This window comes from Mariniflexile sp. HMF6888 (genome assembly GCF_044335535.1).
In the GTDB taxonomy this organism is placed as follows: Bacteria; Bacteroidota; Bacteroidia; order Flavobacteriales; family Flavobacteriaceae; genus Mariniflexile.
This window is the reverse complement of record NZ_JBIQVZ010000001.1, coordinates 1,145,513-1,172,445: the sequence shown is the minus strand read 5'-3', so window position 1 is coordinate 1,172,445 and position 26,933 is coordinate 1,145,513. Positions and strand designations below refer to the sequence as shown.

Genomic DNA, 26,933 nt, shown 5'->3' with positions numbered 1-26,933 from the left:
AAGCTATGTTCATAAAAAAAAATTATACGCTTTTTGCTAAACTAATTATTCTGTTTGTTTTTGCCAGTTTTCAAGGTTTTGCACAAAATCCCCAAGAGTTTACAGCTACACAAATTGAAACAGATGCCTTAACCATTAATGCTCCAGAATTAGAAATTCCAACAGCCATAGATACAGATGTTTATTCGTATGTGTCTTTAAAGGTTAAAGAAAATACGGCACCTTATACAGCATATAAATTCGCCGTTACACTCAATATAATCCCATGGCTTCCCGATGGGACGCCAGATACAGCCATAACGATTGATTTGGAAGTAGAAAACAATTTGTCATCTAGCGGAGGGAAAGTCATAGACTTAAAACAATATATTCTTAACAACAAATACATTGGAAGCATCAATGTATCAGAATATACATTTGAAAATATGGAGAATGGTACAATAGTGACCAATGTGGTGCCAGAAAACATTGTTTTAGAAGTTGGCTATAACAAAACACGCTATTATGAATTACCAGAAACAGCACCTGCAAATGTTATAGCAACAGCAACCGCTAATAATGAATTAACCATTAGTTGGAATGGCATACCCGAAGCACGCCATTACGATGTGGAATGGACCTGGGTTGATAATTATGGGGATGATCTAGATGTCCCTTTGGCTGCTTCTATCATTCCTTTTTCAACCAAGGATTTTGAACGCAACAGCACGCGTATACAAACCAATCAAACCAGTTATTCTATTCCTTTAGTTTATAGCAAAGGGTATATTATATATCGTGTTAGAGCTGTAGGTAACTTTATAGGAGATATTAATAATCCATCGGAAGATATCTTATCAAAAAACAAATACAGCCTATGGAGTACGGACTCTACTGACCCGCAACAAGGGCCAAAAGCCACAGTAGCAGACTGGGGAAATAATGCATTCCCAATAAATTCACAAGAGCATGAGCCCAACAAAAACTGGCAATTCCAAGCCTCATACGCTGAGGATGGTAAAAAGAAAGAAGTAGTGAGCTATTTTGACGGCTCATTACGCAATCGCCAAACCGTAACCACCATTAACACTGATAATAATGCCGTAGTAGGCGAAGTGATTTATGATGCCCAAGGACGTCCAGCTGTTGAGGTATTACCGGTGCCGACGAGTGATAATGTGCTAAAATATCATAACGGCTTAAACCAAGGCGCTTTTAATTTAAATGAAGCTGGAACCCCGTACAATTATTTAAATTTTGATTTAAATACACAAAATGAAGTAGATGTACTATCAGTCGATAAAAAAATGGGAACCACTAGTGGCGCAAGCAATTACTATTCGCCTTCCAATACATTTACTGGAGCCGAAAGAGACCGTATCCCTGATGCGGCCCAATACCCATTTTCACAAATAGAATATACCCCAGATAACACAGGGCGTATTCGTAGAAAAAGTGGCGTAGGTGAAACTCACCAACTAGGTTCTGGCCATGAAATGGAATATTATTACGGGGTTCCCGAACAAATAGAGCTCAACCGTTTATTTGGGTATGCCGTAGGTAATGCAGTGCATTACAAAAAAAATATGGTGCTAGACCCAAACAGACAATTAAGCGTAAGCTATATAGACCCACAAGGACGTACCATTGCGACAGCACTTGCTGGAAATGCTTCGGAAAATTTGTTGGCCTTAGAAGATGAGGTCGATGAAAACGATCTTTTACACCAAACCTTAACTATCGATTTACTGAATAAAGTCGCTACTACCGATAAAAATACGCCTGAAGATAATAATGAAATAGGAATTACAGGAACTTTTGGTGCTTTAGCAGATCAACTTTCCTATAATGCTATAAAAACATCGGTTTTTGATGATACGCGTGACTTTATTTATGAGGCAACCGTTTCACCTTTTACTTATGGCTGTACTATTGACCAAATAAACCACCATCAAACGTATGACTTAGTCTATGATTTAACTATAGATGTGTTAGACGAAGGTGCGAACAGCCTATTACCAGCTTCAATAACAGAACCTATTACTTTAACTGGCACTAATACGAAAACATTTTCTAATGCTATTGGAAATTTTCCTCAAATTAGTGTGGAACGGGGCACTTTTACTATTTCAAAAACACTTCAAGTCAATAGACAAGCTGCAGAAGATGCTGCTGATGCTTATTTACTAAGGTTGCAGGACGTAAATGATGCATGTTACGTAGCGCCCGAAATCATTTCCCCAGTACCCATAATTATTGATGGTTGTTTTGATTCTTGTGAGGATTGTGTAAATAGTATTTATGCCTCCTATCCAACAGCTCAGGATTATGTGTCAGCACAGCTGGACTCATATGCAGAAGGAGAATTGACCCAAACAGAAATAGATGACTTAAGCAGTGTATTTATTGACCAATATAATGAGGCTATAAAAGCCTGTAATGCACCTTGTAATGATACGGAAGCATTCAATCCAGGGGATCCATTAGAGTCTATTTCATGTCAAACAGCATTAGACCAATTATTAAACGATATGAGCCCATTAGGGCAATATGGAAATGGTTCTGAAGATGCACCTGAAACATTATTAAGCATATTCCAAGCTAATAATGTGCTGTTTAGCACCAAAACAAATACTACGGGCATTCATAATAGCTGGAAAAATCCAAACCACCCCGAACACGATCAACCAAATACAGCCAATACACTTTATACGGAAGGACATTATTATAATGAAGATGGTACTATAAGTTATATTAAAGTAAAAAGAATAGTTGAATTGGATGAAAATGAAAACGAAATTATTAGTTACGAACCAGCTATTGATGACATCGGTATTAATAGCTTTACTCCTACAGATGATGTTGCTATTTCTAATGAATATTGGGTAGAACCACAATATCTGGTTGAAAGTGATTATATGACACACCCAGATATATGGCAAGATAGTTGGGCATATTCCTTATTACAATACCATCCAGAATATGATTATTTATTATATAGCAATAAGTTATGTGAATTAACGTCATTTTCAGGTACTTTTAATTCTGATGGTTTTGATGCTTATTTACGGTCTTTAGACACCTATCAAAAAGCTATTGATTCACAACTTCTGGCTAGTGATTTATCAATATATAGTTTAGACCCTTATTTTCAAAATCAAATAGGGGCTTTTGAAACGCCTGCTTTACATAATGCTAGAAAAGATATCATGACCGAGGCTTTGGGGGATAATGGTAATTTTGATGGTACAGGAGCATTAATGATAGCATCTACCTACTCAACTTTTGTATGCAGTAGTCTAACAAGTTGTAGTCCACCAAATTCATTTTCAGGTGTTATATCTGGATTAAGCAGCTTGTCCCCAGAGCAAAAAGACCAATTCTGGAACTCCTATAAAGCCAATTATCTAGCCTTAAAACAACGCATCCAATCGGTTTTTATAAATGCGTATGCACAAAAACAAGGGAATTATAATGGTTGTATTGGACTGTCTGAAGCACCGGTAGCACTGGTTGCCAATATTTCTACATATAGTGCGGCATCAACCGTAAAGACATATTTAGGGTCTATCAAACCTTCAGACGGATTATGTAGTTATGAAAATGCAGATACTTATCGAACCAAACAAAAACGCTTTTTACCAACGGATATGTATTACAACGCTGGTGCAGACCCAGCAGATGTGCTTGATGAGATAGCAGAACAAGTAAATTACCAAAGCTATATAGAAACAGGCGTATGTCCGTTGGCAAGGGATTTAGAGGTGTACTTAGATGGTTATTTTAAAGAAAGTTTATTGTCTGGAAATTCAGTTTCAGATCCTAACAGAAATTATACTGGACAATATATATCACCTGCTCTTTTTGAAGAGTATGGTGGATCGTATCCTGCGAGCTCAGTATCTACATCAGGAAGTATTATTGGACAGGAACTAACATTAAGTTTAACGAGTTCTCCATCATTAATTAATTCCAATGTTAAAGTAATATTACCTTCAACCTACCAGTGGAGCGGTTTTGGTAGTACTTGGACCATTACAAGCATTAGCAACATAGCTGCTAACTATAACGAAACGTCTCAATTATTTGAGTATCGTGCCTTAGCTAAAATAGATGACGGTGGAACATTTAATAAAGAAGTAGTTATTTCAGGAGAAACTAGTGCCCGTATCTCAAACTGTAGTATCTCAGATCCCACAACTATCGGGCAGTATTTAGGTTCGGGAAATACCTTTGATGAAACAGGAAGCTGTAACAAGGAAACCTATTTCTCAAAAGCGATGATAGCCTTAATGAATAATTTGATGGTTTCCGATTCCATTAATTCCTCTAATGTTAATATTACAAATTTACAAGCTTATGCCAATAGTTATCTACCTGAATTTTTTGAAGGATATAGCAACATAACGTGGAGTTATTTAGGGGCTAACGCAAATACATATGTTTTAAATATTGATGGCAACTTTGGGTTTCAAATGACCTTAGATACGCCATTACCAACTGATGTAACGCTTACGGATATAAGTTTTGAATACGAGTACAATAACGATAGAACAAGTATACTAAGACATAATGTTAAGCTTACTTGGTTAACAGATACCTTGACTAAAGAAACAATCCAAGGAACGGTGATTGAAACAGAAACCACAATACTTAATTTCTTATGTTGTGGTGATATTAATGTTTTTTATGAGGTAACTTCGCCTACTCATTCTAATATCTCTGCTGGAAGAGGTCTAACAATTACAACTCCTCAAGATGATAGTAAGTGTCTTTTTGACAACACTACAGGTTCAATATATAAGAACCAATATGGTTTGCTAAAAGACACGTCTTTGTCTATATATAAAAATGGAAGTCCAAATATATATGGAAAACAAGTTTTACTATATAATACCAAAGAAAATTTTGAAGAAATTGAAAAGCTAATTATTACAGATGTTTACTTCTCAGAGATAAATATTGGAGCGGGGAGTAAAGTTCAAAATGGTATAATTGATGAAAATCAAGTGTACTTAGAATATAATGGGGTAAAAATAAATTCTTCAAATCTTCCCTTCACAATTAATAAAAGTGACTTTGTTTTACAAAATAATCAGTCATATTTAATTCCAAAACTGAAAGTAAGATATTCTAATATTGATAAATGTTCCTATGGCAATGTTGTTTTTCTAACAACCCTTTTAAAATTTAATTTTGAAATAGAACTGTCAACGGGGTCACGTATTAGTTGGGATGATGCTCCTGGTAGAGATAGACTCCTTCAATATGGAGATCGTATAATTATATCTATAAACAACAAATATTTAAATGAAATCTCAAATCCGGAAGATTCTCAAGATACATACTTATTCAAACCATCATTTTCATTAAGGAAGCAGGTAACAAATAATGCTGCGGGTGACCCAAATGATACCATACCAGCAGGACAATTCTATTATAAGGATGTTTATTTTACCCCTTTAGGAGTTGGGGCTACTTTAAACGAATTAGTTAATATGAAGTTTAATATAAATTTTAGTAATTATTCTTACAATCCTTTTGATTATAGAGATGCGGAGATTGTAATTAACAATGAAGTATTCAGTCAGTCTAGAAAGAATTTATTAGTACGCTTTGGAGAGAGTGTGGGTTATGGAGGACGTTATTATCCAGTGAATCGTCTTTCGTGGAATCTATTTTATCCTCAGTCTTTCAATATTTTTAATTTTTCATATAATATAAATAATCAAGAACGTATTTATGATTTAAATGAAGGTAGTGGTTCTGCTAAATCTATTGATGGAACGTATCCTATTAATGGAAATAATTGGTTTATAGATCCAAATTTAGGCACAGGCTTGAAATATAATGGTTCTTTTCAATCGGACTGGGGAGGCTTTATTCCATTTGTTTTTGAGCAAGGCGCCAGTATCAGTTTTAATGGTTCATTGAAGTTTACAGGAGATATCCCATATAATAATCCAACTCACGGTTATTTTGGACATATTCTACAATTAGATTATGAAGATTCTGCGCATCCAGAAAATCTATACCAATTACTTGTTTATGCAGATAAGGGAGAAAATATAATTGTACCAGGTACTATAGACTGTAATGATAATACTGAATGCATCCCCCAACCAGTAGAACCCGTAAGCTGTACAGACAAGTACCAAACGTTCTTAGGTGTTTTAAATAGTCTTAATGTTGCAGCAGGAGACTATGGTTATATTACAGAAGAAGACTTTTGTAAATCAAATTACGCTTATATTACTGACGATTATAAATATTATATAGATAATCTCGTATTGCCAAATGCAACATTGGGAGAAGAAACCCTCTCGCTACATTATATACCTATCGGTACTTTTGGTGCTACCGAGTTTGGTTACGGTTATGATAGCCCTGAGGATAGTTATATAGGAATGCAAGGTATCATAGATCAATATGAACAACATGTAAATAATACTGCCTATGACGATGTTAAAACATGGTTACAATTCACATCCGATTACTTATATGAAATTACAAATAAAGGAAGCTTTTGCATTAGCCTACCCTCAGCTTTGGCTACAATGCCCACAACAGATGGCTATACATATCCAGAACCTACCACAACACCATGTGAAGAATTCACTGCTAGCATTATAACAAGTTATACTAACGATAGCTACGAAGCCTTCCTAAAGAAAGAACGCGAAGATTTCATCAATGCCTACCTAAAACACGCCACTGAAGAAGTAGTAGAAAACTTCAGCATGTCTTACAAAGACAAGGAGTACCAATACACCTTGTACTACTACGACCAAGCCGGAAACCTAAAGCAAACCGTGTCGCCAGAAGGTGTGGATAGATTTACAAAAGACGAACTATTGACTCCAGGCGCTAATGGACTTACCCTAAACGATGAAATCAATATCTATAGAAAAAACAATGAACCTATAGAAGACACCACATTGCTTCCAAAACATCAGCTTAAAACGCAATACGAATACAATTCCCTAAACCAACTGGTGTGGCAATCGACCCCAGATGGTGGTGTAACCCGTTTTGCATATGATGCTTTAGGGCGTATTATAGCCTCTCAAAATGCCAAGCAATCAGCCAATAACACCTTTAGTTATACAACTTACGATGGATTAGGGCGTATTACAGAAGCTGGTGAATTTGTACCAAAAGTGGCTGTTTCTATAAATGGTCTGACAGGTAAATTGGTCTATGATGCCACTACAGCTCCTGTTGAATCTGAAATAACAACAACCGATACAAATGGAAATCCTGTTACAACACGTTTCCCAGACCAAATAACCGACGAAAAACACGAAGTCACCAAAACACAATATTCAACGTATGATGTCGATGCGGCGACCATTTTCAATACCGTATCCAATGCTTCAGATGTTGTTGCCAATGCTAGAAATCGCGTAACGGGAGTCTATTATTATGATACGGTCATACCATCAACAAGTACGATTGATTATCAAAATGCGCTTTTCTATAATTATGATATTCATGGCAATGTCATAGAATTGGCACAGCACAATAGACTATTGGCAAAAGCGGATAGCAATGCATTTTCAGGACTAAAACATGTACAGTACGAATACGACCTCATTAGCGGCAATGTCAATAAAGTCTATTACCAAAAAGGCGAAATGGATCAGTTTATCCATAAATACGCATACGATGCCGATAATAGAATTGTAAACGTACAGACTTCATCGAATGGTTATATTTGGGAAACCGATGCCTCATACGATTATTTTGCCCACGGTCCTTTAGCACGAACGGTATTAGGTGATAAAGAAGTGCAGGGTATGGATTATGCCTACACCTTACAAGGTTGGTTAAAAGGGGTTAATGCAAATGTTTTAGACGAAACCAAAGATTTGGGAGCAGATGGCACCTCAGGATCCAACGTGGCAAAAGATGCTATAGGTTATGCGTTAACCTATTTTGGTAATAACACCAACACCATCACAGAAGAAAACGATTATGCCTCCATAGGCAGCATCAATGCCTTTGTCAATACCAATAATACGGCACCAACCAACCTAAAAAACCTGTATAACGGCAATATCAAGCAAATGGCTACGGCTATAGCCGATCTAAATGAAACAGCTTTAAGTACGCAAATAAATAATTATAAGTACGACCAGTTGAACCGTATTAGGGAAATGCAAGGGTATATAGGTGGTACTGCAAATTATTACGGAGAATATGAGTATGACCGGAATGGTAACCTAAAAACCTTAAAAAGAAAAGCAGATTCTGGGCAAGATATGGATAACTTGGAGTATTTCTATAAGGAGATTACAGAACCAGACAGTACAATAAGAAAAACCAATCAATTAGATTATGTAAACGACCTAGTAGGAGATATTGGACTTAACGATTTAGGGGAGCAAACTGCAGGTAATTACGAATACGACGCCATTGGACAGCTCACTTATGATAGAGCCGAAGGTATCGATCTTATAGAATGGCGCGTAGATGGTAAAGTTGCCAGTATTACAAAAAGTAATGGCAATCAAATTAAATTCACATATGATGGCTTGGGCAACCGTATTGCCAAAACCATATTGCCCGATAATATTACCACACTCTATTCCCGGGATGCACAAGGCAACGTGTTGGCTGTTTATGAAACCAACGAGTCGGATATCAACAATATCACGGCCAATAAAGATGTGATACTTAAAGAGCATCATATTTATGGCAGTTCGCGTTTGGGTATTGAAGAGAAAGACCTGCAAGGGTCGTTTAACGAAACCTTGTTAAATGGTACACTAACCACAGCAAAACAGGTACAAGTACAGCAAGACATTACTGTTGCTGGCAATCCAGCAGTTTATACCATTGAAAGCACCGGAAATCTAACTCTAAAAGCAGGTAATAGTATTCTGTTAAAACCAGGTTTACATATAAAACCAGGAGGCAAATTATTGGCTAAAATAGAGCCGTTTAGTGCCACACCCGAGGCGCCAGGCGTATATGCAAGAACCGTAGGCGATAAAAACTACGAACTTACTAACCATTTAGGAAACGTATTGAGCGTGGTAACCGACCGAAAATTGGTTGCAGATCCACTTAATTTTACTAACTTTACTGCGGACGTTCTTACATATAATGATTACTATCCCTTCGGAATGCTTTTGCCCAATAGGCACGGAAGTAGTGATTCTTACAGGTATGGCTTCCAGGGCCAGGAGAAGGATGATGAGGTCAAAGGGGAAGGGAATTCTTTGAATTACAAATACAGGATGCATGACCCTAGGATAGGAAGGTTTTTTGCGGTTGACCCTTTAGAAGCTAGTTATCCATGGAATAGTCCTTATGCATTTTCTGAAAACAAGGTGATTCATATGATTGAATTAGAAGGGCTAGAATCAGTTTTTTCCAAGGCTTTTTGGTTTGATGTAGGAACAAAACTCAGTATAGTTTCTGCAAATCATCCTAAAAACAATCCTAATGGTACTTGGGCTAAAGAGGGATATACAGCACATTATCGTAAAAATGTTCAATTTACTCCATCTGAGAGAAAAACACTAGGAAAAAATATTACGGGTAATTACTTTGGGGATGCCTTGGTTAAACTTTTGGGAGGAGACTTGGTAATCGATGCGTTTAATGGTAATGAAAGAGCAAAAGGTATACTGATACTTGAGGCCCCTCTGTTTTTTCTTCCAGAAGGTAGAATGACTACTCGTTTAGAAACTAATTTTGCAAAGAATTCTGTCAAAAAATTATCAGGCTATGGACCTTCTAAAGGAGTAATTGAAATAGGTATTAGGAGAAAATCTGCAAAAAAATTCTTATCTTGGAATTCACAAGGAAAGAATGGAGGTATTGAGTATATTTTTGATCTAGATAGAAAAATCTTTGCTTTAGGCAAAAGTGAGTATGATAACCACCCATTGTTAAGTGCTCACGAGAACTTAGTACAGTTAATAGGTTCAGATATAAATAGTAAACGAATAGTTGGAGGTACTGTTACTAGAGAAGCCAACGGAAATTGGATTTTTACAGAGAATTCAGGTCATTATGGTGAGAATTGGACAGATGAAATAAGAGAGGCATTTGATAATTTTATGAAAGAATTTATTGATTCGAACAATATGAAGTCTAAAGGCTATGTACCAGAAAAAAAATAAAATTCAAGTTGATGTAAATCGAACTTTGTTCTTGGATGAGAACTCAAATTGGATTCTTGAGGGAGTCAACGGTGTCTATGACTTATCAAAATTCAATTATAGCATGTATTTATTGCCACTATTAAAAAAAGAATTTAATGATTTTAAGAATGAAGTAGAGAAGAGTACATCATTGGAAGATTTCCCTTTTATTGAACTGATAAAGTTTCCCTTCGAAAATAAAATGTTGGATTGGTCAATTTTAGCTTTAAAATGGATTGTTGATGGTAAGCTTGAAGATATTTTTGAAAATTGGGCGAAGACTATTGATGTTGGATGGATGCCTCAAAGATTTAAGCATAAGTTTTTGAAAATTTTAAAAGTAAGAAGTTATCCAGGCTACCCCCGCTCCCGCTAAGTCAATGTCATTAAGTTAAGAGGTTAAATAACTGAAATTCAATGCTTTAAATATTGTTTTTTGTTTAAAAAATGAGTATATTTAATTGGTAATCAAGTAATTAATAGCATGAAAAAAAACACCTGTTGCCATCTTCAAACGTTTAGGAGAAATTCTTCACAGCGAGGAACTGAAACAGGAGTTCAGGACCAGTGATGTACACTTTACAAGAAACAGAAAACAAACCTTTAGCAAAACCCTATTGTTTATGATAAACATGTTAAGGAAGAGCCCCCGCTAGCGCTCGTCTGTGACGAGTGACGGTATGAGTAAGCAAGCAATAACAAAAAGCTTTTACAGTAATGTAAAGGCTTTTTTTGTGGTTACAATAAAACCCTGCTCGTCCATTACTTAGCAACTCTAAGCTTTACTATAAACATACACACCGAAACAAACCCCCGCTAGCCCCGCTAGCGCTCGTCTGTGATGAGTGCCGGTATGAGTGAATGATGGGAGTAAGAAAACAATAAGGCTATTCTAAGCCATTAGGGTAGCTTTTTGTATTTTTAGGCATGAGTAGAAAATATAAATTTCATAACAAAGCAGGCTTATACTTCGTGAGTTTTGCAACAGTATATTGGCTTGATGTTTTTACAAGACAAATTTATTTTAATGTTTTGGCAGAAAGCATTCATTATTGCAGAGCAGAAAAAGGCATGGAACTGTATGCCTATTGTTTTATGCCCAGCCATGTTCATTTTATATTTCGGTCAAGCAACGAGCAACCCATGGAATTGCTACAGGCATTTAAAAAGCATACAGCAAAGAAAGTAATAGAAACCATTGAAAATAACCCACAAGAAAGCAGAAAAGAATGGCTATTATGGATGTTTGAGCGAGCGGGTAAAAAGCAAGGTAACATAAGCAAATATCAATTTTGGCAACATCATAATAAACCCATAGAACTATGGAGTGAATCGGTTGTGAAACAAAAAATAGATTACATACATAACAACCCAGTTGAAAGCGGTTTTGTAACAAATCCTATAGATTGGAAATACTCAAGTGCAAAAAACTATCAAGATGACAGTACGGTTTTAGAAATAGACAATGCTGGATTTTTTGGTTAAATATTGAAAGGCACTCGTTACAAACGAGCGCTAGCTGAGGGGACTTCGAAGCATAGTAAATAATAAAGCAATTTCAATAGATTAAAACAAGCTGTGTTTAAATAAAATTAAGTACAGCTTGTTAGTTTTATGTAATGATGCGAAGTTTCAAACGTCGCATAGCAATGGGGTTATGATAGACATAGCAGGACATCACGACTTTTTTTAATAACAACCTTACTATTATTAAGGCAAAACCTTAGTTGTTTTTATATGGTTACATTTAATTTTAACAAAACTATATAGATTAAAAAATAATACGTGAAAAAAGGAATTCTTGTTTCGTTAATTGCTTTACTGTGTTTTTCATTTACTTCCGATTTACAAAAAAGGATAGTACGGCAGGATGAGTTTGATATAGAGTGTTATATAGCAGTGAAAGAATTGAATTCCTTTAATGCCAACAAAGTATATTATTGGTACAAATCTGGCGAGATCCATAACTCCCAGTCAAACATTGGAGGTAACGTTTTACATAATACATTTATAAAATATTATAGATCCAACCAGTTGGCTGAAAAAGGAGATTTTAATTTTGGACTTAAAACAGGGATATGGCAAAGTTGGTATGAAAACGGACAATTAAAAATAAAGGAATATTGGAATAATGGCTACAGAGAAGGTAACTATTATGGTTATGACAAGGAGGGTCATTTAACTTTAAAAGGGAAATACAGAAAAAACATTAAAGTAGGACAATGGATAAATTATGCAAATAAAGACACATTATACTATAAAAAAGGTATTGGATTTGATGAGAGGCCTAAAGGTTTAATTGAAAGGCTGTTAAGAAAAAAAGATTCTGTTGAAAAAGCGACTATAAAATTTGAAAAAATAAATAAAAGAAAAGCAGACTCCATTAAAAAAGAAAAATTAAAACGGAGTCGATTGATTAAAAAACAAAAAGATTCCATTGCAAAATCCCAGGAAAAGCAGAGGAAATTAAACCAAAAGAAATTGGATTCCATAGATAAAGCAAACAATCCCAAGCAAAGTTTTTTAGAGAGATGGTTTAAAAAGAATGACCAACCTAAAAAAGCAACTAATAAAAAAAGCAAATTTGCACGATGAAAGTATATAAAAGTCTTTTTTTTCTAGTAGGGTTGGTAATGGTGTTTGGTTTTTTCACATCCTGTGGTGCGATTGTTAAAAGTAAAGCGAATCAATACATAACGGAAGAAAAAGGTGCTATCCCTCCAGAATTTGGAAAGCAGAATACTACGGTTTTATTTGTGACCCATCACAGAAGTTATAATAAGTATTTAAAAAAGAATGTCAAGAAAATTTATAAAGGAGATTATAAATTTGTAACAGAAGAAGAACTTAAAAAAGAGGAGGCGTATAAGGATGTAATGACATATCGATATGTTTTTGATTACAATTATCAATCTGCTGGAGACAATATCATTACAAATACCACTACTAGTGGCGATTTTAGCACGACTTCAACAAGAATAAGACCTGCTTTATACAACGTAAAGAAGTTTATGATTGTAGATAGGAAAGCACCTCAAGTATATTATTGTAAAATGACTTCCAGTTATTGGAGTAAACTTCAAAAAGTATATCTTAAAAAATTGAACGAGAAGATATTAAAGGAGCAAAATTAATACAATCCTCGGCCCATCTCCCGCGCCGCTGCACGAAGTTTGTAACCAAGGCTGTAAGGAACTTTTATTCATGAATAATAAGAACTTATTTTATTGGGATCTCCACCACAATGAATCACAATATTTTCAATCATCTCATTCTGTAATGAGTTGCAGAATGAGATTTTTGGAATCTTATACCCCTTTAATTGATTTAGCTTAATATAAGTCAGCAATAATATGGACGCAATCAGGATAATGTATACCATCACCTGGATCCCGTTCCACTGCCTTGAAAAATAGTGCTTGAAATTTAGTTCCTGTTTGATGAACCTAAAGAACTTTTCAATTTCCCAACGGTTCCTGTATATCTCGGCTACCTGCTCGGCCGTAAACCCCTCTTCCGGCAAATTGCTAAGGAACAGTATGCGTTCCCCGTCGGCTTTGAGCGTGCCCTCCAAAAGCCTAAATACAACATCTTTCATTTTCTTGCCGTTCTTATAAAGGTGTACCAAGCTGTGCCTGTCAAGTTTGATATTATCGTTCTCGTAATTCAGTTCTGTTTGATGGCTTCCTTCCACTACACCATATCTTGATGCTTTATATATGCGTGTCACAAAGTATTTGCCCCCGTCCGAAAGCTTTTTCATTGTCAAACGATCCTGCATTCCCCTGTCAAATACTGCGATATCCTTTTTGTTGGGGACATGCTCTTGGAGAATATCGCTTAACGCCGGAATATCACTGATCATTTTCTGGCCCCTGTGGAACTTTACCTTAAAAGGCAGTCCATCAAAGCCAATAGTGAACTTTATACTGTGCTTTCCCTGTTCCCCTTTTTTGTTCCTCTGACCGTTTTGCATTCCAAAACCCAACAGTAACGCTGAAAGACTCGTTATTGTTGAATCGTACAGGCACAATTTGTTCTGGTCCTTTTTATTGAGCTTCTCCCGAAAGGTATCAACGGTATAATAGTACAGACTTTCGAAATAGTCCACATTTATTTTTCCTATTCGCTCGCAGATACTACTATGGCTAACCTTTTTACCTTTAGGGATATGGGCATGTTTGCAGAAAAAATGGCTCTCGTAGAAACTCTCAAATACCCTTGAACTCGCCCTGTTCTCATTCAATATGCCAAAAATACAGAGTTTGAAAAGCTCTTTGCCCTGTAGCTTTTTGGAGTTCCAATCAACTAATGTTTCACGGGCAAAAAAGTCAAGCTTCTCATTTGGGATATAATTGAGCACCTCATGAACCGTTACCTTTTTTTTCATCGGTCTATATATTTGTGTAGTTAATATATAGGAATGTAAATCTAGTATATTTTTCAATTACTTTTAAAGTTCCTTACAGCCTTGGTTTCAAACTTCGCATAGCAGACTTTTTAATTTTTTAATAATTTATTGAAAAGGTTTTATCCAAAGCAAGTGTTTCCACTTTTCTTTTTCTTTTAAAACGAGTACGATATTTATAGCGAATAATCCGCCCGTTTGAATTAATTCTCCAACTTCATCAGCTTCAAGAAACAGATGAAATAGAAATATATGTAGGGTAATTGGGAGCAAAAAAAGAGAACCGACAAATCCTGTGATTTGAATAATTAAAAGAAATCCAAAAAGTAGTTCACAAATTCCAAGTACTTGCCAAAAATAGCCTGTTTGTTTGGCGCCGCTTATATATAATATTTTTTGAAGCGTAGGTTCATTTTCAGGGAATGAAAACTTATTGACTTTTTTCAATACGTCAATAGGAGTAATGGGAGGTGACTGGAATTTTTGGACACCTCCATAAATCATAAACCCTCCAAGAAATAATCGAAGTATAATAAATAGGATGTTGATTGATTTTCCCATGATTAAAACGTTATTACACCTTCATTTGGTTGGTATACATAATTGAAAGTATAGTACCTCTCCGTTCCGTTGAATGCATTAGGTGTTTCTGGAGCATCTTTATAATAGCTAACAATTTCCATTTTAGCATATTTTCCATCATATGTTTTTAAAACAAATACTTTTCCTGGAGTAGCTGTAATTAAGTGGTTTGGTGGTCCAGAATAAGTGTACCAATCTGAAAAAACAGACCCTTCACTTGAGTCTTGCTCTAAAAGACCTGTATCAACGGTTTTTACATTTTCAAAAGTATCATTTGCAATATAGCCAGATACATTTCCAGTTCTTTCAGGCTCATCTATTGTTCCTAATGTTGTTCCGCCATTTATAATAATCGAAGTTCCTCTAAAGGCAATATCCCATTCGGTTTCACTTGTAGTTGTTTGCCCTGTTAAGAAACTAAACTTTGTAAAAGTACCAGAGATAGCCTCTCCGGATCCTTGACCACCAGATTGTGGAGCATATAAATTGGAATAGATTTCAGATTCTATTTCCAAAAGAGGTTTGTCGTCATCATCGGAACAAGAAGCAAAACCTGTAAAAAGCACTGCTAATACTAAAAATTTGATTGATTTGATCGCAAAATTACTATTGTTCATTTTGCGTTCTTGGTTTTTGTTTGAAAAGGTCATAGTGTTTATATAAAGAAGTGGTTTAAATTGTTAAAATTGAATGTTCAGTTTTCCGTAAATTATTTGTCCTGGTATATTGCTAATGTTTTGAGTGTCCGTAAAACCAAAAACATTGTCAATTCCAAAACCAAGTTGATAGTTTTTATAGAGTGTTTTGTTAATAGCGATGTCCCAGACAGTGTAGCCCGCAACAAAAGCATCGTATGTATCTAAATAGGTGTTTCCATTAGTGTCGTACAACCCATATTTGCTTCTGTAAGTGCTACGAATGTTGGCATCTAAATTCCATTTAGTGATCTCATAAAACACCTTTACATTAGCCATGTGTCGTGAGCGGTTGTAAAGACCGAAATAGTCATTTTCATCTAATTGAAATGAGGGAGAACTTGGTGTTTCGCGCGCATAAACGGTTCCATTTTTAAAGGCATCTTCAGCATCTTTATCTTTAGCAAAAAGGAACTGATACCCGCCTGAGATTTTTATGCCGTTACTAGGTTTCCAAGTTGTGTTAAATTCTAAACCTTGAGTATAAACCTTATGAACATTATAATAGCTAAATACGTTTTGTCCATTGGTTTTATTAGCAATAACACGTGTATCGATTAAATCGTTTATGTTATTTCTGAAAAGATTTAAGTTGAATTTTAATGATGCTATTGGGGTGTAATCTATACCAAGATTAAAACTTATGGAATTTTCAGGATTTAGTACATTTTCAAATTCTGAAAGAGGCACAACCATGTTGGCAATTTGTCCTTCTGATTCCAATTCAGGCATTTTTACGCTAACCGCATTATACCCTAAAACGGTGTATCCTATAGTAGCATTGGTAAAATCGAAGTACAATTGTCTAAAATCGGGAGCTTTAAAACCATAACCCATAGCGCCTTTTATGGCTATTTTTTTAGATAATTTATAGCGAATGGCAGCTTTAGGGCTGAATTGCGATTGGTATTCACTATGATTGTCAAAACGAGTACCAAGAATGGCGTTTATGTTATCCGTTGGATTGGTGTCATATTGTAAGTATGCGTATGGCGAATTAAACTTGGGGCTTGTTGAAAAATCGGTTCTTTTTAAGGTTTCATGATTCCAACCCAAGCCTCCAATAAAAGTACTTTTTTCATTTAAATTGTAAGTAGCTCTCATTTCAGGACGAACTAATAATTGGTTAAAATTGCTAGTGCTAAAAGGTGAATTATCAGTATTATTCAAATACTCATTTGCCTTATAACGGGTTGCATAAAACTCAAAATAGCTGCGCCATTTTTTACTGTAATTATGGCTCAGTTTTAAATGCGTGTTCCATTCCCTGATGTTACTTTCACCTTTCAAGTCTTCAGAAGCGACATAATCTTGATTTTGGGAATAATACCTTCCAGAAAGAAATAAGTTTGTATTCTTATTAAAGAGGTAAGTAAGTTTGGAGTTTAATGTATAATTACTGTATGGTTCTATGGTATTTAAGACATCATTTTTATTCAAATCATAACCACCACTATGAAGGCTGTTTAAAAATGTACTAATGGCAAACGTTTCTCTTTTATAACCTAAATTGAGACTGTTATTGTAGGTATTAAAACTTCCAGATCTTGAATTTAAATTCCCATTAAAGCCCTGTTTTGGGTTGTCGGTAATAATATTTATAACACCGCCAAGCGCATCACTACCATATAAACTAGAAGACGCTCCTTTTACAATTTCAATTTGCTTCACATTACCAAGGGTAATTCTGCTAACATCTAAAGTACCTGCGGAACGCCCAATTAAAGGTACACCATCAATTAAAATAAGTGTGTATTGCGAGTCTAAACCTTGAAGTTGAATGCCCTCGCCACCTCCATAATCAGGTACGGTAATAAGTCCTGTTTGTTCGTTTAAAATATCACTTAAGCGAAGCGAATTAACACTTTGGATTTCTTTTTTCGATACTAATTGAACGGGCAGTGGTATAGAAGAAAACTGTCTAACTGTTCGGGTTGCGGTTATAACTACTTCATCTAAATTTTTAATTTTTGTTGAGTCTTGTATAGCACTTATCCCTTCTTGTGAAAAAGAAATACCATTAAAAAAAATTAAAAAAAAGACGGGAATATTATTTTTATTTAGAATCATTCTATATAAATTTGTCGCAAATATATAAGTTATTTTTATTTAATCTAAATAAGAATAGAATAAATTTTAAATTATTTAATCATATAAACAAACACTTTTAAAAATGAAACGATTAACACTATTAACCATTTTTACGTTAACAATTTTGTATCATGCCAATGCCCAAAACAAGAAATTTCAAGACCAAAAAGCCATTAAAAGTATGTGTGGATGCTATGAAGTAAGCTTCAATTTTGCTGAAACATTTCAGTATTCAAAAGATTCAACATATCAAGCTTCTGCTGTAAAACACGATAGCGGATTGGAGTGGGTTGAATTATTGGAAGATGCCGATAACAAAATTGTAATGCAGCATTTATTAATTGTGGGTCCTGCCGATAGACAACATGTTATTAAACATTGGAGACAAGATTGGTTATTTGAAAATACCAACTTATACACTTACAATGCTGATAATAAATGGAGTTTTGTGAGCTTGCCAAAAGATCAAGTAAAAGGGCAATGGACACAAAAAGTGTTTCAAGTAGATGATAGTCCACGTTACGAAGGTTCTGCCACTTGGATCCATGCCGATGGAAAAAGCTATTGGGAAAATACAACGGATGCCCCACTACCACGACGTGAATACACAAAACGTAGCGATTACAATGTTACCGTTAGAACCAACAAACATGAAATCACCAAAACAGGTTGGATACACGATCAAGATAACGATAAAGTAATTAGAAAAGATGGGAAAGACGATGTGTTACTTGCTCAAGAAAAAGGATTGAATATATACACTAAAGTAGATGACAGTACATGTAAAGTTGCCCAAGATTGGTGGAAAACCAATAGCCAACCTTGGAAACTTGTACGTGCTAAATGGGATCAGGTTTTTAATAGAAAAGTAAATTTAGCTTTGGAAGAAAAAGTAGAAGACAAAGCGTTATATGAACATTTATTTTCAAAAGATTTCTCAAACAAAGAAAAAGATATCAATAATATCATTGAATCATTTGTAAAGTAACTTTAAATGATTTCTAACTAAAAGAAAAGAATTGTATTAAGCTTAAAAAAATATAAGAAATTAAATATGTGCGATAGTTTGAAAACATTAGCAAAAGTAAGAAGTGGAGAACTTTCATTTTGTGAAAGCTGCGGTACCTATCACCTAGAGTTTAACAACATATATTGTGAGCTTAGTACAATTCACTTTGAAAAACTCAAAACATATCTTCTGGAAATAGATATTGACTATTGGGAACAAAAATATGCTTATACCACTATTAAGCGAAAAATCCCAATAACAACAGTATGTCAAAACATTGTTTTAATGTTTAACAGGCAAGAAGTAGAAGAATTAAAAGCCTTGTTCATAAACAAAAGAAAAGATAGTCTTTTAAATGTAGATGATATAGACTACATGTTTGTTTTGAATTAATTGCAAATTTTTCAGCAATCCTATCAACCATTTACAGTCCAGTTTGTAAAGTTTCATCCGCTTCCAAATCGTCACCAATAGGTTTCCCATTTACAATTAAACTAGGAAAAATCAATGGGATAATAGATTTCAGAGGCGTGTATAGCACAGAAACCTCTTTATCTTCCTCCTCTGTAAAAGGAATTGGTCTGTTCATTTTTTCGAACACAATAAGTACAGCACTTAAAATAACGGCAATTTTCAATCCGCCAAAAAGGGCACCCAAGGCTTTGTTAACGAGTCCAAGTGCAGCAAAATCGGCAATTTTTGTTAATGCTTTTCCTGCCAAGGCAATTGCTAAAATAATAAGCATTAAGGTAGCAACAAAAGCCACAATATTTATAGTGTTTTCATTCCAATCTACTTTTTCTTTTAAAAAATCAGAAGCAAAATCACTAAAATGAAATGCACCATAAACTCCAGCAACCAAAGCTACTAACGACGCGACTTCAACAAAAAGTCCTCGCCAAAACCCTCTTACCAATCCTAGAATTAAAAAGGCTAATAAAACAATATCTAAAACATTCATAATATAAATATTTTTATCAAATATAAGTTAACTTTGCAAATCTGCAACTTTGTAACTTTGCATCTTTGAAACTAAGCAACTTAAAAACAAATGTCTAGAGACGAACAATTAAAAGAACGCTGGGAATTGGTAGTAAAAAAACTATCTAACCAATTTGCTGATGGCGATATGCTAGACCTCGATGCCATTATTTATTTAATAGGCGTACAAGAACTTGGGCAGCTAGACAGGGAATTTAAAAAAGACCATAAGCTCGATTTAATGCACATTGCCATCTGTAAGTTGCTAACGCCATATGGCTATTACGAACTCGATTTTGTGGATGCCGAAGGTTGGCCACACTACAAAACCATTGAAACCTTGCCGCATTTAAAAGCAGGCGAACAAAGTGTTTTAATGAAAGAAGCCATTGTTAATTATTTTCTGGAAACAGAATACATAGAATAGTTTTTGAACTCTTAGTTTTTTCATTCCCACGAATCCCGTCCTGATAACTATCGGGAGGCTCATCAGAATCGAATTAACATTAGACGTTTAAATTTTACTTAATTTGTATCATATTCGACTCCGATTTTAACCTTTGTTGCTTAAATTTGCCCAAATTCTGCTTTTATGGAAGAAATGTTGTTCTATGATAGAATGCAATTTGCGTTTACTATTACGTTTCATTACCTATTTCCACAATTAACCATGGGACTGTCTTTAATGATAGTCTATTTCAAATGGAAATTCCTTAGAACACAATCAGAACATTATAACGATGCCGCAAAATTTTGGATGCGTATTTTTGCCCTTAATTTTGCTATGGGGGTTGTCACGGGAATCCCTATGGAATTTCAGTTCGGAACAAACTGGGCAAAGTTTTCAGAATTAACAGGAGGTATTATTGGGCAAACCCTAGCCATGGAAGGGATGTTTTCTTTTTTCTTGGAATCTTCCTTTTTAGGGCTGTTTTTATTCGGCGAAAAACTCATGGGACAAAAGTTACATTTCCTCACTGGGTTCTTGGTTTTTTTAGGTTCTTGGGCAAGCGGGTTTCTTATCATTGCCACACATTCTTGGATGCAAAACCCCGTAGGCTATGAAATATTGGCCAATGGGAAATTTGTCCTTAATAATTTCAGTGCGCTGTTTTCAAACCCTTGGCTTTGGCCTTCCTACTTACATAATCAGGCAGCGTCTTTAGTAACCAGTTCATTTGTGGTTGCAGGTATAGGAGCCTTTTATGTGTTGAACAAAAAGCATCTGGAATTTGGCAAGCTGTTTGTAAAAACGGGTATTATCTTTGGTTTAGTGGCCTCAATAATAGTTGCGGTTCCTACCGGCGATTTGTTGGCTAAAAATGTCGTGAAATATCAACCAGTAACTTTTGCAGCTATGGAAGGTATTTTCCATACTGAAGAAGGGGGATCTGAAATAGTATTAATAGGGCAGCCCGATGTCTTAAACAAAAAGCTTGATAATAAAATTGCAGTTCCCAACATTTTAAGCTTTCTAACCTATGGTAATTGGGAAACCGAAGTAAAAGGATTAGCTGAATTTTCAGAAGAAAAGCATCCCACAAACATTTCAGGTCTCTATTATGCGTATCATATTATGGTAGGCTTAGGTACTATTTTTATTGGGCTTTTAACATTAGCTGTTTTTCAATTAGTTATAAGAAAGCGTTACGAAACCCAATGGATTTTATGGGCCTTGCTGTTAATGATACCTTTTCCATATATAGCCAATACAACTGGGTGGTACACAGCAGAACTAGGCAGACAACCTTGGTTGGTATACAATTTATTACGAACCACCGAAGGTGTTTCTCCAACGGTGTCTTCGGGAAATACACTATTCACCTTGCTGGGGTTTATAGGACTTTATTTGTTGTTAGGCTTGTTATTTTTACTACTGGTTACTAAGATAATCAGAACAGGGCCTCATTCTAAACTGCATTAAAATATGGAAATTTTTTGGTATATAGTTTTAATACTCATGCTTGCCACATACATCGTACTGGATGGTTATGATTTTGGTGCGGGCATCATTCATTTGTTTTTTGCCAAGAAAGAAAAGGACAAAAAAGCAATTACCAATGCTATTGGTCCGTTTTGGGATGCCAACGAAGTTTGGCTTATTGCCACGGGAGGTGTCTTGTTTTTTGCTTTCCCAACGTTGTATGCATCCTCTTTTAGTGGTTTTTATCTCCCTTTAATAATGATTTTATGGTTACTTATATTTAGGGCCATCGGGCTGGAATTGCGAGGACAAATTAATCATCCCATGTGGGAAGCTATTTGGGACAAAGCCTTTGGAATAGCCAGTTTATTATTGGCGCTCTTTTTTGGTATGGCCTTAGGAAATGTGGTAAGAGGCGTTAACCTTGGTATGGTCGAAAACGGTGTGTCTACTCAAGAAGCTCACTATTTCTTTTTACCCCTTTGGAATCCTACATTCAGTCCCCAAGCCGAACATTTGGGTATTATAGATTGGTTTACATTACTCTTAGGTATTATTAGCGTCATCGCTTTAACGATTCACGGAGCCAATTGGATTATTTACAAAACCAATTCCGATTTAAATCCCAAATTGAAAAAGGTTATTTTTAATCTGAATTTTGTACTATTGGCATTGGTGATTGTGTCCCTGTTTATATGGCATATCATCGAACCAAAACCATTTAGCAATTTTATAAAACACCCTGTTCTTTGGCTGTTGCCAGTCATTACACTTACAGGGTTGTTTGGGGTTTTCAAAGTAAAACGCTTCAAAAAGGAAGGTTTAGGATTTCTGTTTTCAAGTTTATTTTTGGTGGGTGGATTGGGCTCAACCGTTGCGTCTATGTTCCCCAATGTATTGCCGTCAACAAATGATATAAATCCGTCTTTAACTCTTTATAATGTCGCTGCGGATACTTACGGACTTTCCGTAGGTATGAACTGGTTTTTTATTGCCTTTGTATTGGTTATTATCTATTTCGTCATTCAATACAAAGTCTTTAAAGGCAAGATGGACGATGTTGGTTACGGCGAGCATTGATTCGCTTTTTGGTATTACTTTCCCAATAGTTATTGAGAGGTTGCACTATAAATTATCTTAAACCAAATCGAAGGGAAACAATTGTGTTACTCTTAATGAACTTATCTTGACTTTTTTCAATTGGCTGAGAAATGACCTTTTTGTCCCATATTTCACCTGTTTTTTTACTCCGTAGCGCTGCTATGAAGTGCAAAAAATCTAAAACTAAAATCTCTATTTTTGCTTCAATCAAAAAAGTCAAGATAAGTTCATTGATAAAAAAGTTCCCACCGCAATTGTTAAGTATTTAAATTTTAGTATTGTCTTATGTCATATTTTATGATATAAATACGTAATATTTTCCTATATTTACGAAATCATTTTTTATCAATCAATTTATTTGCTTATGAAATTTGAAAACTCAAGTTATTATAGTACAACAGATTCAAAGAAAGTGAGCCTATCCATAGGAGACCTTTATTTTTTAGATTTTTTTTGTATTGCCGAATTTAAGGAAGGTGTACATATTGGTATAGAAGAAAGCGAAGACATAACTATAGCCTTGGTAGACCATTACGGTGAGAACTTAAAAATTGGTTTTATTTCAAATAGGGTAGCTTCATTTTCCATTGATATTAAACAATGGGTCAAGTTTAATACCGACTATGATTTTATTGTGGCAACAGCCATTGTTTTTTATGATGATTTAAATTTCAACATTGCCACCATTGAAAAATACCTGTCCCAATATAGCACAAAAAGGTGCTGTACATTAGATCAGTCCATTGAATGGATGAGAAACTTAAAGGAATTTAAGGATATTTATGCTTGAAAAGTATAAATCAAGAATAGGTCTTTCAAATCCCTACTTAGCCATTTAGCAATAAAAAAGCAATATAAAAGAAGGAGCAATCCATAACAGCTTGAGTTCAATTTCTTTTAAAAAGGACTATTCTTTCTAAATTCTAGGTCTTTCCAATAATAATTAATTAGAATTTGTTTAAGTGATGGTTGGTTTTTTAAAGAAATCATTTTATTGGCTGCCAAGCGGTTTTTTTGACCACAATTCACTTTTTTTTGATCCGTAACGGCTATGCATCATAAAAAACTTATATCTGGAACAAAAACCCTTCTGACTCACTCCAATCAAGAAAGTCAAGATAGGTTCAATGATAAAAAATACATTTACAGTTTATTTCCCTAACTCAAATTCCGTAAAAAATCAGTAAATTTGCCATCATTTTAGGAAGTTATGATAGACAAGATAAAAGAACTCATTGCTGAAGCCGAAGCTTTTAAAGCACAAACCAAAGAGGAAGTAGAAGCTTTCAGAATAAAATATTTAGGCTCCAAAGGGCTTCTAAAGGAGTTTTATGGAGAATTAAAAAACGTAGCAAACGACCAAAAAAAGGAATTTGGACAAATAATAAACCAACTTAAAAATACAGCCGAAGACAAAGTAAATGCCTTAAAGGAAGAACTTGAAAGCAAAGAGGAAGTAAAAGGTATTTATGGCGATTTATCACGTCCGGGAAACCCGATTCAAATTGGTGCGCGTCACCCAATTTCTATAGTAAAGAATCAAATTATAGATATTTTTTCTAATATAGGTTTTAATGTTAGTGAAGGTCCAGAAATAGAAGACGATTGGCATAATTTTACTGCATTAAATTTGCCAGAATACCATCCGGCACGCGATATGCAGGATACCTTTTTCATTCAAACTAATCCCGATATTTTATTACGTACCCACACCAGTTCAGTACAAGTACGTTATATGGAAAATAACCAACCACCAATTCGTACTGTTTCTCCAGGTCGTGTATACCGTAACGAGGCTATTTCGGCGCGTTCACACTGTTTTTTCCACCAAATAGAAGGCTTGTATATTGATAAAGATGTAAGTTTTGCCGATTTAAAGCAAACACTTCAATATTTCACAACCCAAATGTTTGGAAAATCTAAAATACGCTTGCGTCCGTCCTACTTCCCATTTACAGAGCCAAGTGCCGAGATTGATGTGTACTGGGGCTTAGAAACCGAATCAGATTACCGCATTACAAAAGGTACCGGTTGGTTAGAAATAGGTGGCTGTGGTATGGTAGATCCTAACGTATTGGAAAATTGCAAAATAGACTCTAAAGAATATTCTGGTTTTGCTTTTGGGGTTGGTATAGACCGTATTGCCATGTTGCTTCACCAAATAAACGATATTCGTTTATTAAGTGAAAATGACGTGAGGTTTTTAGAGCAGTTTAAATCAGCTTTATAGTATAGCTAACTCATTTCAAAGTATTCTAAGCCGATAATTTTATCGGCTTTTTTTATTTAACAATTTTTTAACTTCGTTTAGTTCGGAAAAAAACGAACCTATTTTATATTTACACCAAATTTCACAATCATGCCAGATAATATATGTAGCGAGAAAAAAGCGTTGGTTGAAAAACTAGGTGTTTTTATAGAGAATAAAGATCAATTGGCTCCAGTAGCAGCTCGTATTATGTCGTACATTATACTAACAGGAAAGGCAGGAACAACTTTTGAAGATTTAGTGTCAAAACTTTGTGCCAGTAAAAGCACCATATCAACCCATTTAAATCATTTACAAGATTTAAAGAAAATTGTCTATTTCACAAAGTTAGGAGACCGAAAAAAGTATTTTATAATAAATCAAGATACGATTATTCAAGGTATTGATGATATGATAGAAACTTGGTGTATCCAAAAAGAACTCCATATTGAAATTAGAGACTATAAAGAAAAATCGAACTCCAATAATCCTGATGACACTTCAAAATTTGATTTAGAATTTCATGACGATTACATTCAGTTTTTAGACGAAGCTACCAAATCTGTATTAAAATTAAGGACAAAAATCATAGAAAAGAACAATAAACTTTAAGGAAGTAACATGGAAAAAATCAGCCTATATTCAATCGCAACACTATGTTTAGCAATTGTGTTATCAAGTTGTGGTAATAAACAAGAACAACAAGCCGCTAAAATGCCGCCAGCTACTTTTCCTGTAGCGCAAGTAAGCCACAAAACTGTTACAGGCTTTCAAGAATACCCAACCAATATTGAAGGTATTGTTAATAGTGATGTGCGTGCAAAAGTATCGGGGTATATCCAAAAAGTGTTGGTAGATGAAGGTCAGAAAGTGCGAAAAGGGCAAGCTTTATTCAAATTAGAAACACAGTCGTTAAGTCAAGATGCTGGAGCAGCCAAAGCCCGTATAAATGTTGCTAAAGTTGAGGTGGATAAATTAATCCCCTTGGTAGAAAAAGGGATTATCAGTTCGGTACAGTTAGAAACTGCTAAAGCAAATTTAGCTCAAGCCCAAGCGAATTACAGTAGTATTGCTGCAAACATTGACTATGCAACCGTAAAAAGTCCAGTGGATGGTTATGTAGGTGCTATTAAATTTAGAGAAGGCTCGCTAGTAAGTGCCAATGATGAAATGCCCTTAACGACCGTTAGCGATATTAAACAAGTATATGCGTTTTTTAGTTTGAATGAAGCCGATTATTTAAATTTTTTACAAAATACAAAAGGAAATAATTCAAAAGAAAAGATTGCGAATTTTCCAGAAGTAAGTTTAATACTTGCCAATGGAACGATGTATTCTGAAAAGGGAAAGATAGAAACCAGTACAGGACAAATAAACCCAAATACTGGAACGGTAAGTTTCAGGGCTGTTTTTAATAATCCAAATCAACTTTTAACAAATGGCAATAGTGGAAAAATCCAAGTTCCAACTATTTATGAAAATGCAATCGTTATTCCACAAGAAGCCACTTATGAACAGCAGGGAAACATTATGGTTTTTAAATTAAGTGACAACTATACGGTATCATCTACAATTATCAAAGTAAAGGCGCCTGTAAACAACTTATATGTAGTAGCATCTGGTGTTGAGGTAGGAGATAAAATAGTAGTTACGGGCGTAGGTAAGTTGAGAAACAATATGGAAATAACACCTCAAGAGATTGCTTTTGATAGTGTTGTAAAACCTATCGAAAAATTATTTAAAAACTAGAAACTTATA

19 protein-coding genes are annotated in these 26,933 nt (G+C 35.0%); 14 read left to right on the top strand and 5 right to left on the bottom strand.

What is annotated here, in order from left to right; genetic code table 11:
* The first annotated feature begins 5 nt into the window (after positions 1–5).
* From ACGLWY_RS05280 to ACGLWY_RS05260, 5 genes are all read left to right on the top strand, one after another.
* Positions 6–10,115: a polymorphic toxin type 43 domain-containing protein gene (locus tag ACGLWY_RS05280; RefSeq protein WP_396618606.1), complete on the top strand. Its 10,110-nt coding sequence runs from the start codon at positions 6–8 to the stop codon at positions 10,113–10,115.
* Positions 10,096–10,512: a hypothetical protein gene (locus ACGLWY_RS05275; RefSeq protein ID WP_396618605.1), complete on the top strand. Its 417-nt coding sequence runs from the start codon at positions 10,096–10,098 to the stop codon at positions 10,510–10,512. The genes ACGLWY_RS05280 and ACGLWY_RS05275 overlap by 20 nt, the downstream gene beginning before the upstream one ends.
* Before the next feature lie 551 nt (positions 10,513–11,063).
* Positions 11,064–11,621, top strand: a complete 558-nt coding sequence (locus ACGLWY_RS05270; protein WP_396618604.1) for an REP-associated tyrosine transposase — start codon at positions 11,064–11,066, stop codon at positions 11,619–11,621.
* A 300-nt stretch (positions 11,622–11,921) separates the two neighbouring features.
* The gene (locus tag ACGLWY_RS05265) at positions 11,922–12,731 is read left to right on the top strand and encodes a toxin-antitoxin system YwqK family antitoxin (protein ID WP_396618603.1); all 810 of its coding nucleotides are present in this window, start codon (positions 11,922–11,924) and stop codon (positions 12,729–12,731) included.
* Entirely contained in the window at positions 12,728–13,270 is a 543-nt protein-coding gene (locus ACGLWY_RS05260) for a hypothetical protein (protein WP_396618602.1), read from the top strand. Before ACGLWY_RS05265 ends, ACGLWY_RS05260 begins: the two co-directional genes overlap by 4 nt.
* A gap of 68 nt (positions 13,271–13,338) precedes the next feature.
* Here the strand turns inward: ACGLWY_RS05260 and ACGLWY_RS05255 are convergent, their stop codons facing one another.
* From ACGLWY_RS05255 to ACGLWY_RS05240, 4 genes are all read right to left on the bottom strand, one after another.
* Entirely contained in the window at positions 13,339–14,526 is a 1,188-nt protein-coding gene (locus ACGLWY_RS05255) for an IS4 family transposase (RefSeq protein WP_396618601.1), read from the bottom strand.
* Positions 14,527–14,652: 126 nt separating this feature from the next.
* Positions 14,653–15,105: a DoxX family membrane protein gene (locus tag ACGLWY_RS05250; RefSeq protein WP_396618600.1), complete on the bottom strand. Its 453-nt coding sequence runs from the start codon at positions 15,103–15,105 to the stop codon at positions 14,653–14,655.
* Between the two features lie 2 nt (positions 15,106–15,107).
* The gene (locus ACGLWY_RS05245; RefSeq protein ID WP_396618599.1) at positions 15,108–15,776 is read right to left on the bottom strand and encodes an HmuY family protein; all 669 of its coding nucleotides are present in this window, start codon (positions 15,774–15,776) and stop codon (positions 15,108–15,110) included.
* Between the two features lie 30 nt (positions 15,777–15,806).
* Positions 15,807–17,891, bottom strand: coding sequence for a TonB-dependent receptor plug domain-containing protein (locus ACGLWY_RS05240; RefSeq protein WP_396618598.1), 2,085 nt, complete (start codon positions 17,889–17,891; stop codon positions 15,807–15,809).
* Between the two features lie 103 nt (positions 17,892–17,994).
* Between ACGLWY_RS05240 and ACGLWY_RS05235 the strand changes: the two genes are divergently transcribed.
* Together ACGLWY_RS05235 and ACGLWY_RS05230 are read left to right on the top strand one after the other, a co-directional pair.
* The gene (locus tag ACGLWY_RS05235; RefSeq protein WP_396618597.1) at positions 17,995–18,900 is read left to right on the top strand and encodes a DUF6607 family protein; all 906 of its coding nucleotides are present in this window, start codon (positions 17,995–17,997) and stop codon (positions 18,898–18,900) included.
* Between the two features lie 78 nt (positions 18,901–18,978).
* A complete protein-coding gene (locus ACGLWY_RS05230) occupies positions 18,979–19,314 on the top strand; it encodes a DUF6686 family protein (protein ID WP_396618596.1) in 336 nt (111 codons plus the stop codon).
* 31 nt (positions 19,315–19,345) lie between these two features.
* Here the strand turns inward: ACGLWY_RS05230 and ACGLWY_RS05225 are convergent, their stop codons facing one another.
* Positions 19,346–19,882 (bottom strand): CvpA family protein, encoded by a 537-nt coding sequence (locus ACGLWY_RS05225; RefSeq protein ID WP_396618595.1) that lies wholly within the window; start codon positions 19,880–19,882, stop codon positions 19,346–19,348.
* Between the two features lie 90 nt (positions 19,883–19,972).
* Here ACGLWY_RS05225 and ACGLWY_RS05220 point away from each other — a divergent pair, with 90 nt between their 5' ends.
* From ACGLWY_RS05220 to ACGLWY_RS05190, 7 genes are all read left to right on the top strand, one after another.
* Complete coding sequence (locus ACGLWY_RS05220; RefSeq protein ID WP_396618594.1) at positions 19,973–20,329, top strand: hypothetical protein; 357 nt, start codon at positions 19,973–19,975, stop codon at positions 20,327–20,329.
* A gap of 165 nt (positions 20,330–20,494) precedes the next feature.
* Entirely contained in the window at positions 20,495–21,826 is a 1,332-nt protein-coding gene (locus ACGLWY_RS05215; RefSeq protein WP_396618593.1) for a cytochrome ubiquinol oxidase subunit I, read from the top strand.
* Between the two features lie 3 nt (positions 21,827–21,829).
* The gene (gene cydB, locus ACGLWY_RS05210) at positions 21,830–22,906 is read left to right on the top strand and encodes a cytochrome d ubiquinol oxidase subunit II (RefSeq protein ID WP_396618592.1); all 1,077 of its coding nucleotides are present in this window, start codon (positions 21,830–21,832) and stop codon (positions 22,904–22,906) included.
* A gap of 385 nt (positions 22,907–23,291) precedes the next feature.
* Entirely contained in the window at positions 23,292–23,717 is a 426-nt protein-coding gene (locus ACGLWY_RS05205; RefSeq protein ID WP_396618591.1) for a hypothetical protein, read from the top strand.
* A 420-nt stretch (positions 23,718–24,137) separates the two neighbouring features.
* Entirely contained in the window at positions 24,138–25,157 is a 1,020-nt protein-coding gene (pheS, locus tag ACGLWY_RS05200) for a phenylalanine--tRNA ligase subunit alpha (protein ID WP_396618590.1), read from the top strand.
* A 129-nt stretch (positions 25,158–25,286) separates the two neighbouring features.
* The gene (locus ACGLWY_RS05195) at positions 25,287–25,787 is read left to right on the top strand and encodes a GbsR/MarR family transcriptional regulator (protein ID WP_396618589.1); all 501 of its coding nucleotides are present in this window, start codon (positions 25,287–25,289) and stop codon (positions 25,785–25,787) included.
* A 9-nt stretch (positions 25,788–25,796) separates the two neighbouring features.
* Positions 25,797–26,924 carry an efflux RND transporter periplasmic adaptor subunit gene (locus ACGLWY_RS05190; RefSeq protein ID WP_396618588.1) on the top strand — a complete coding sequence of 376 codons (1,128 nt, stop codon included), beginning with the start codon at positions 25,797–25,799 and terminating at the stop codon, positions 26,922–26,924.
* The last annotated feature ends 9 nt before the right edge of the window (positions 26,925–26,933 follow it).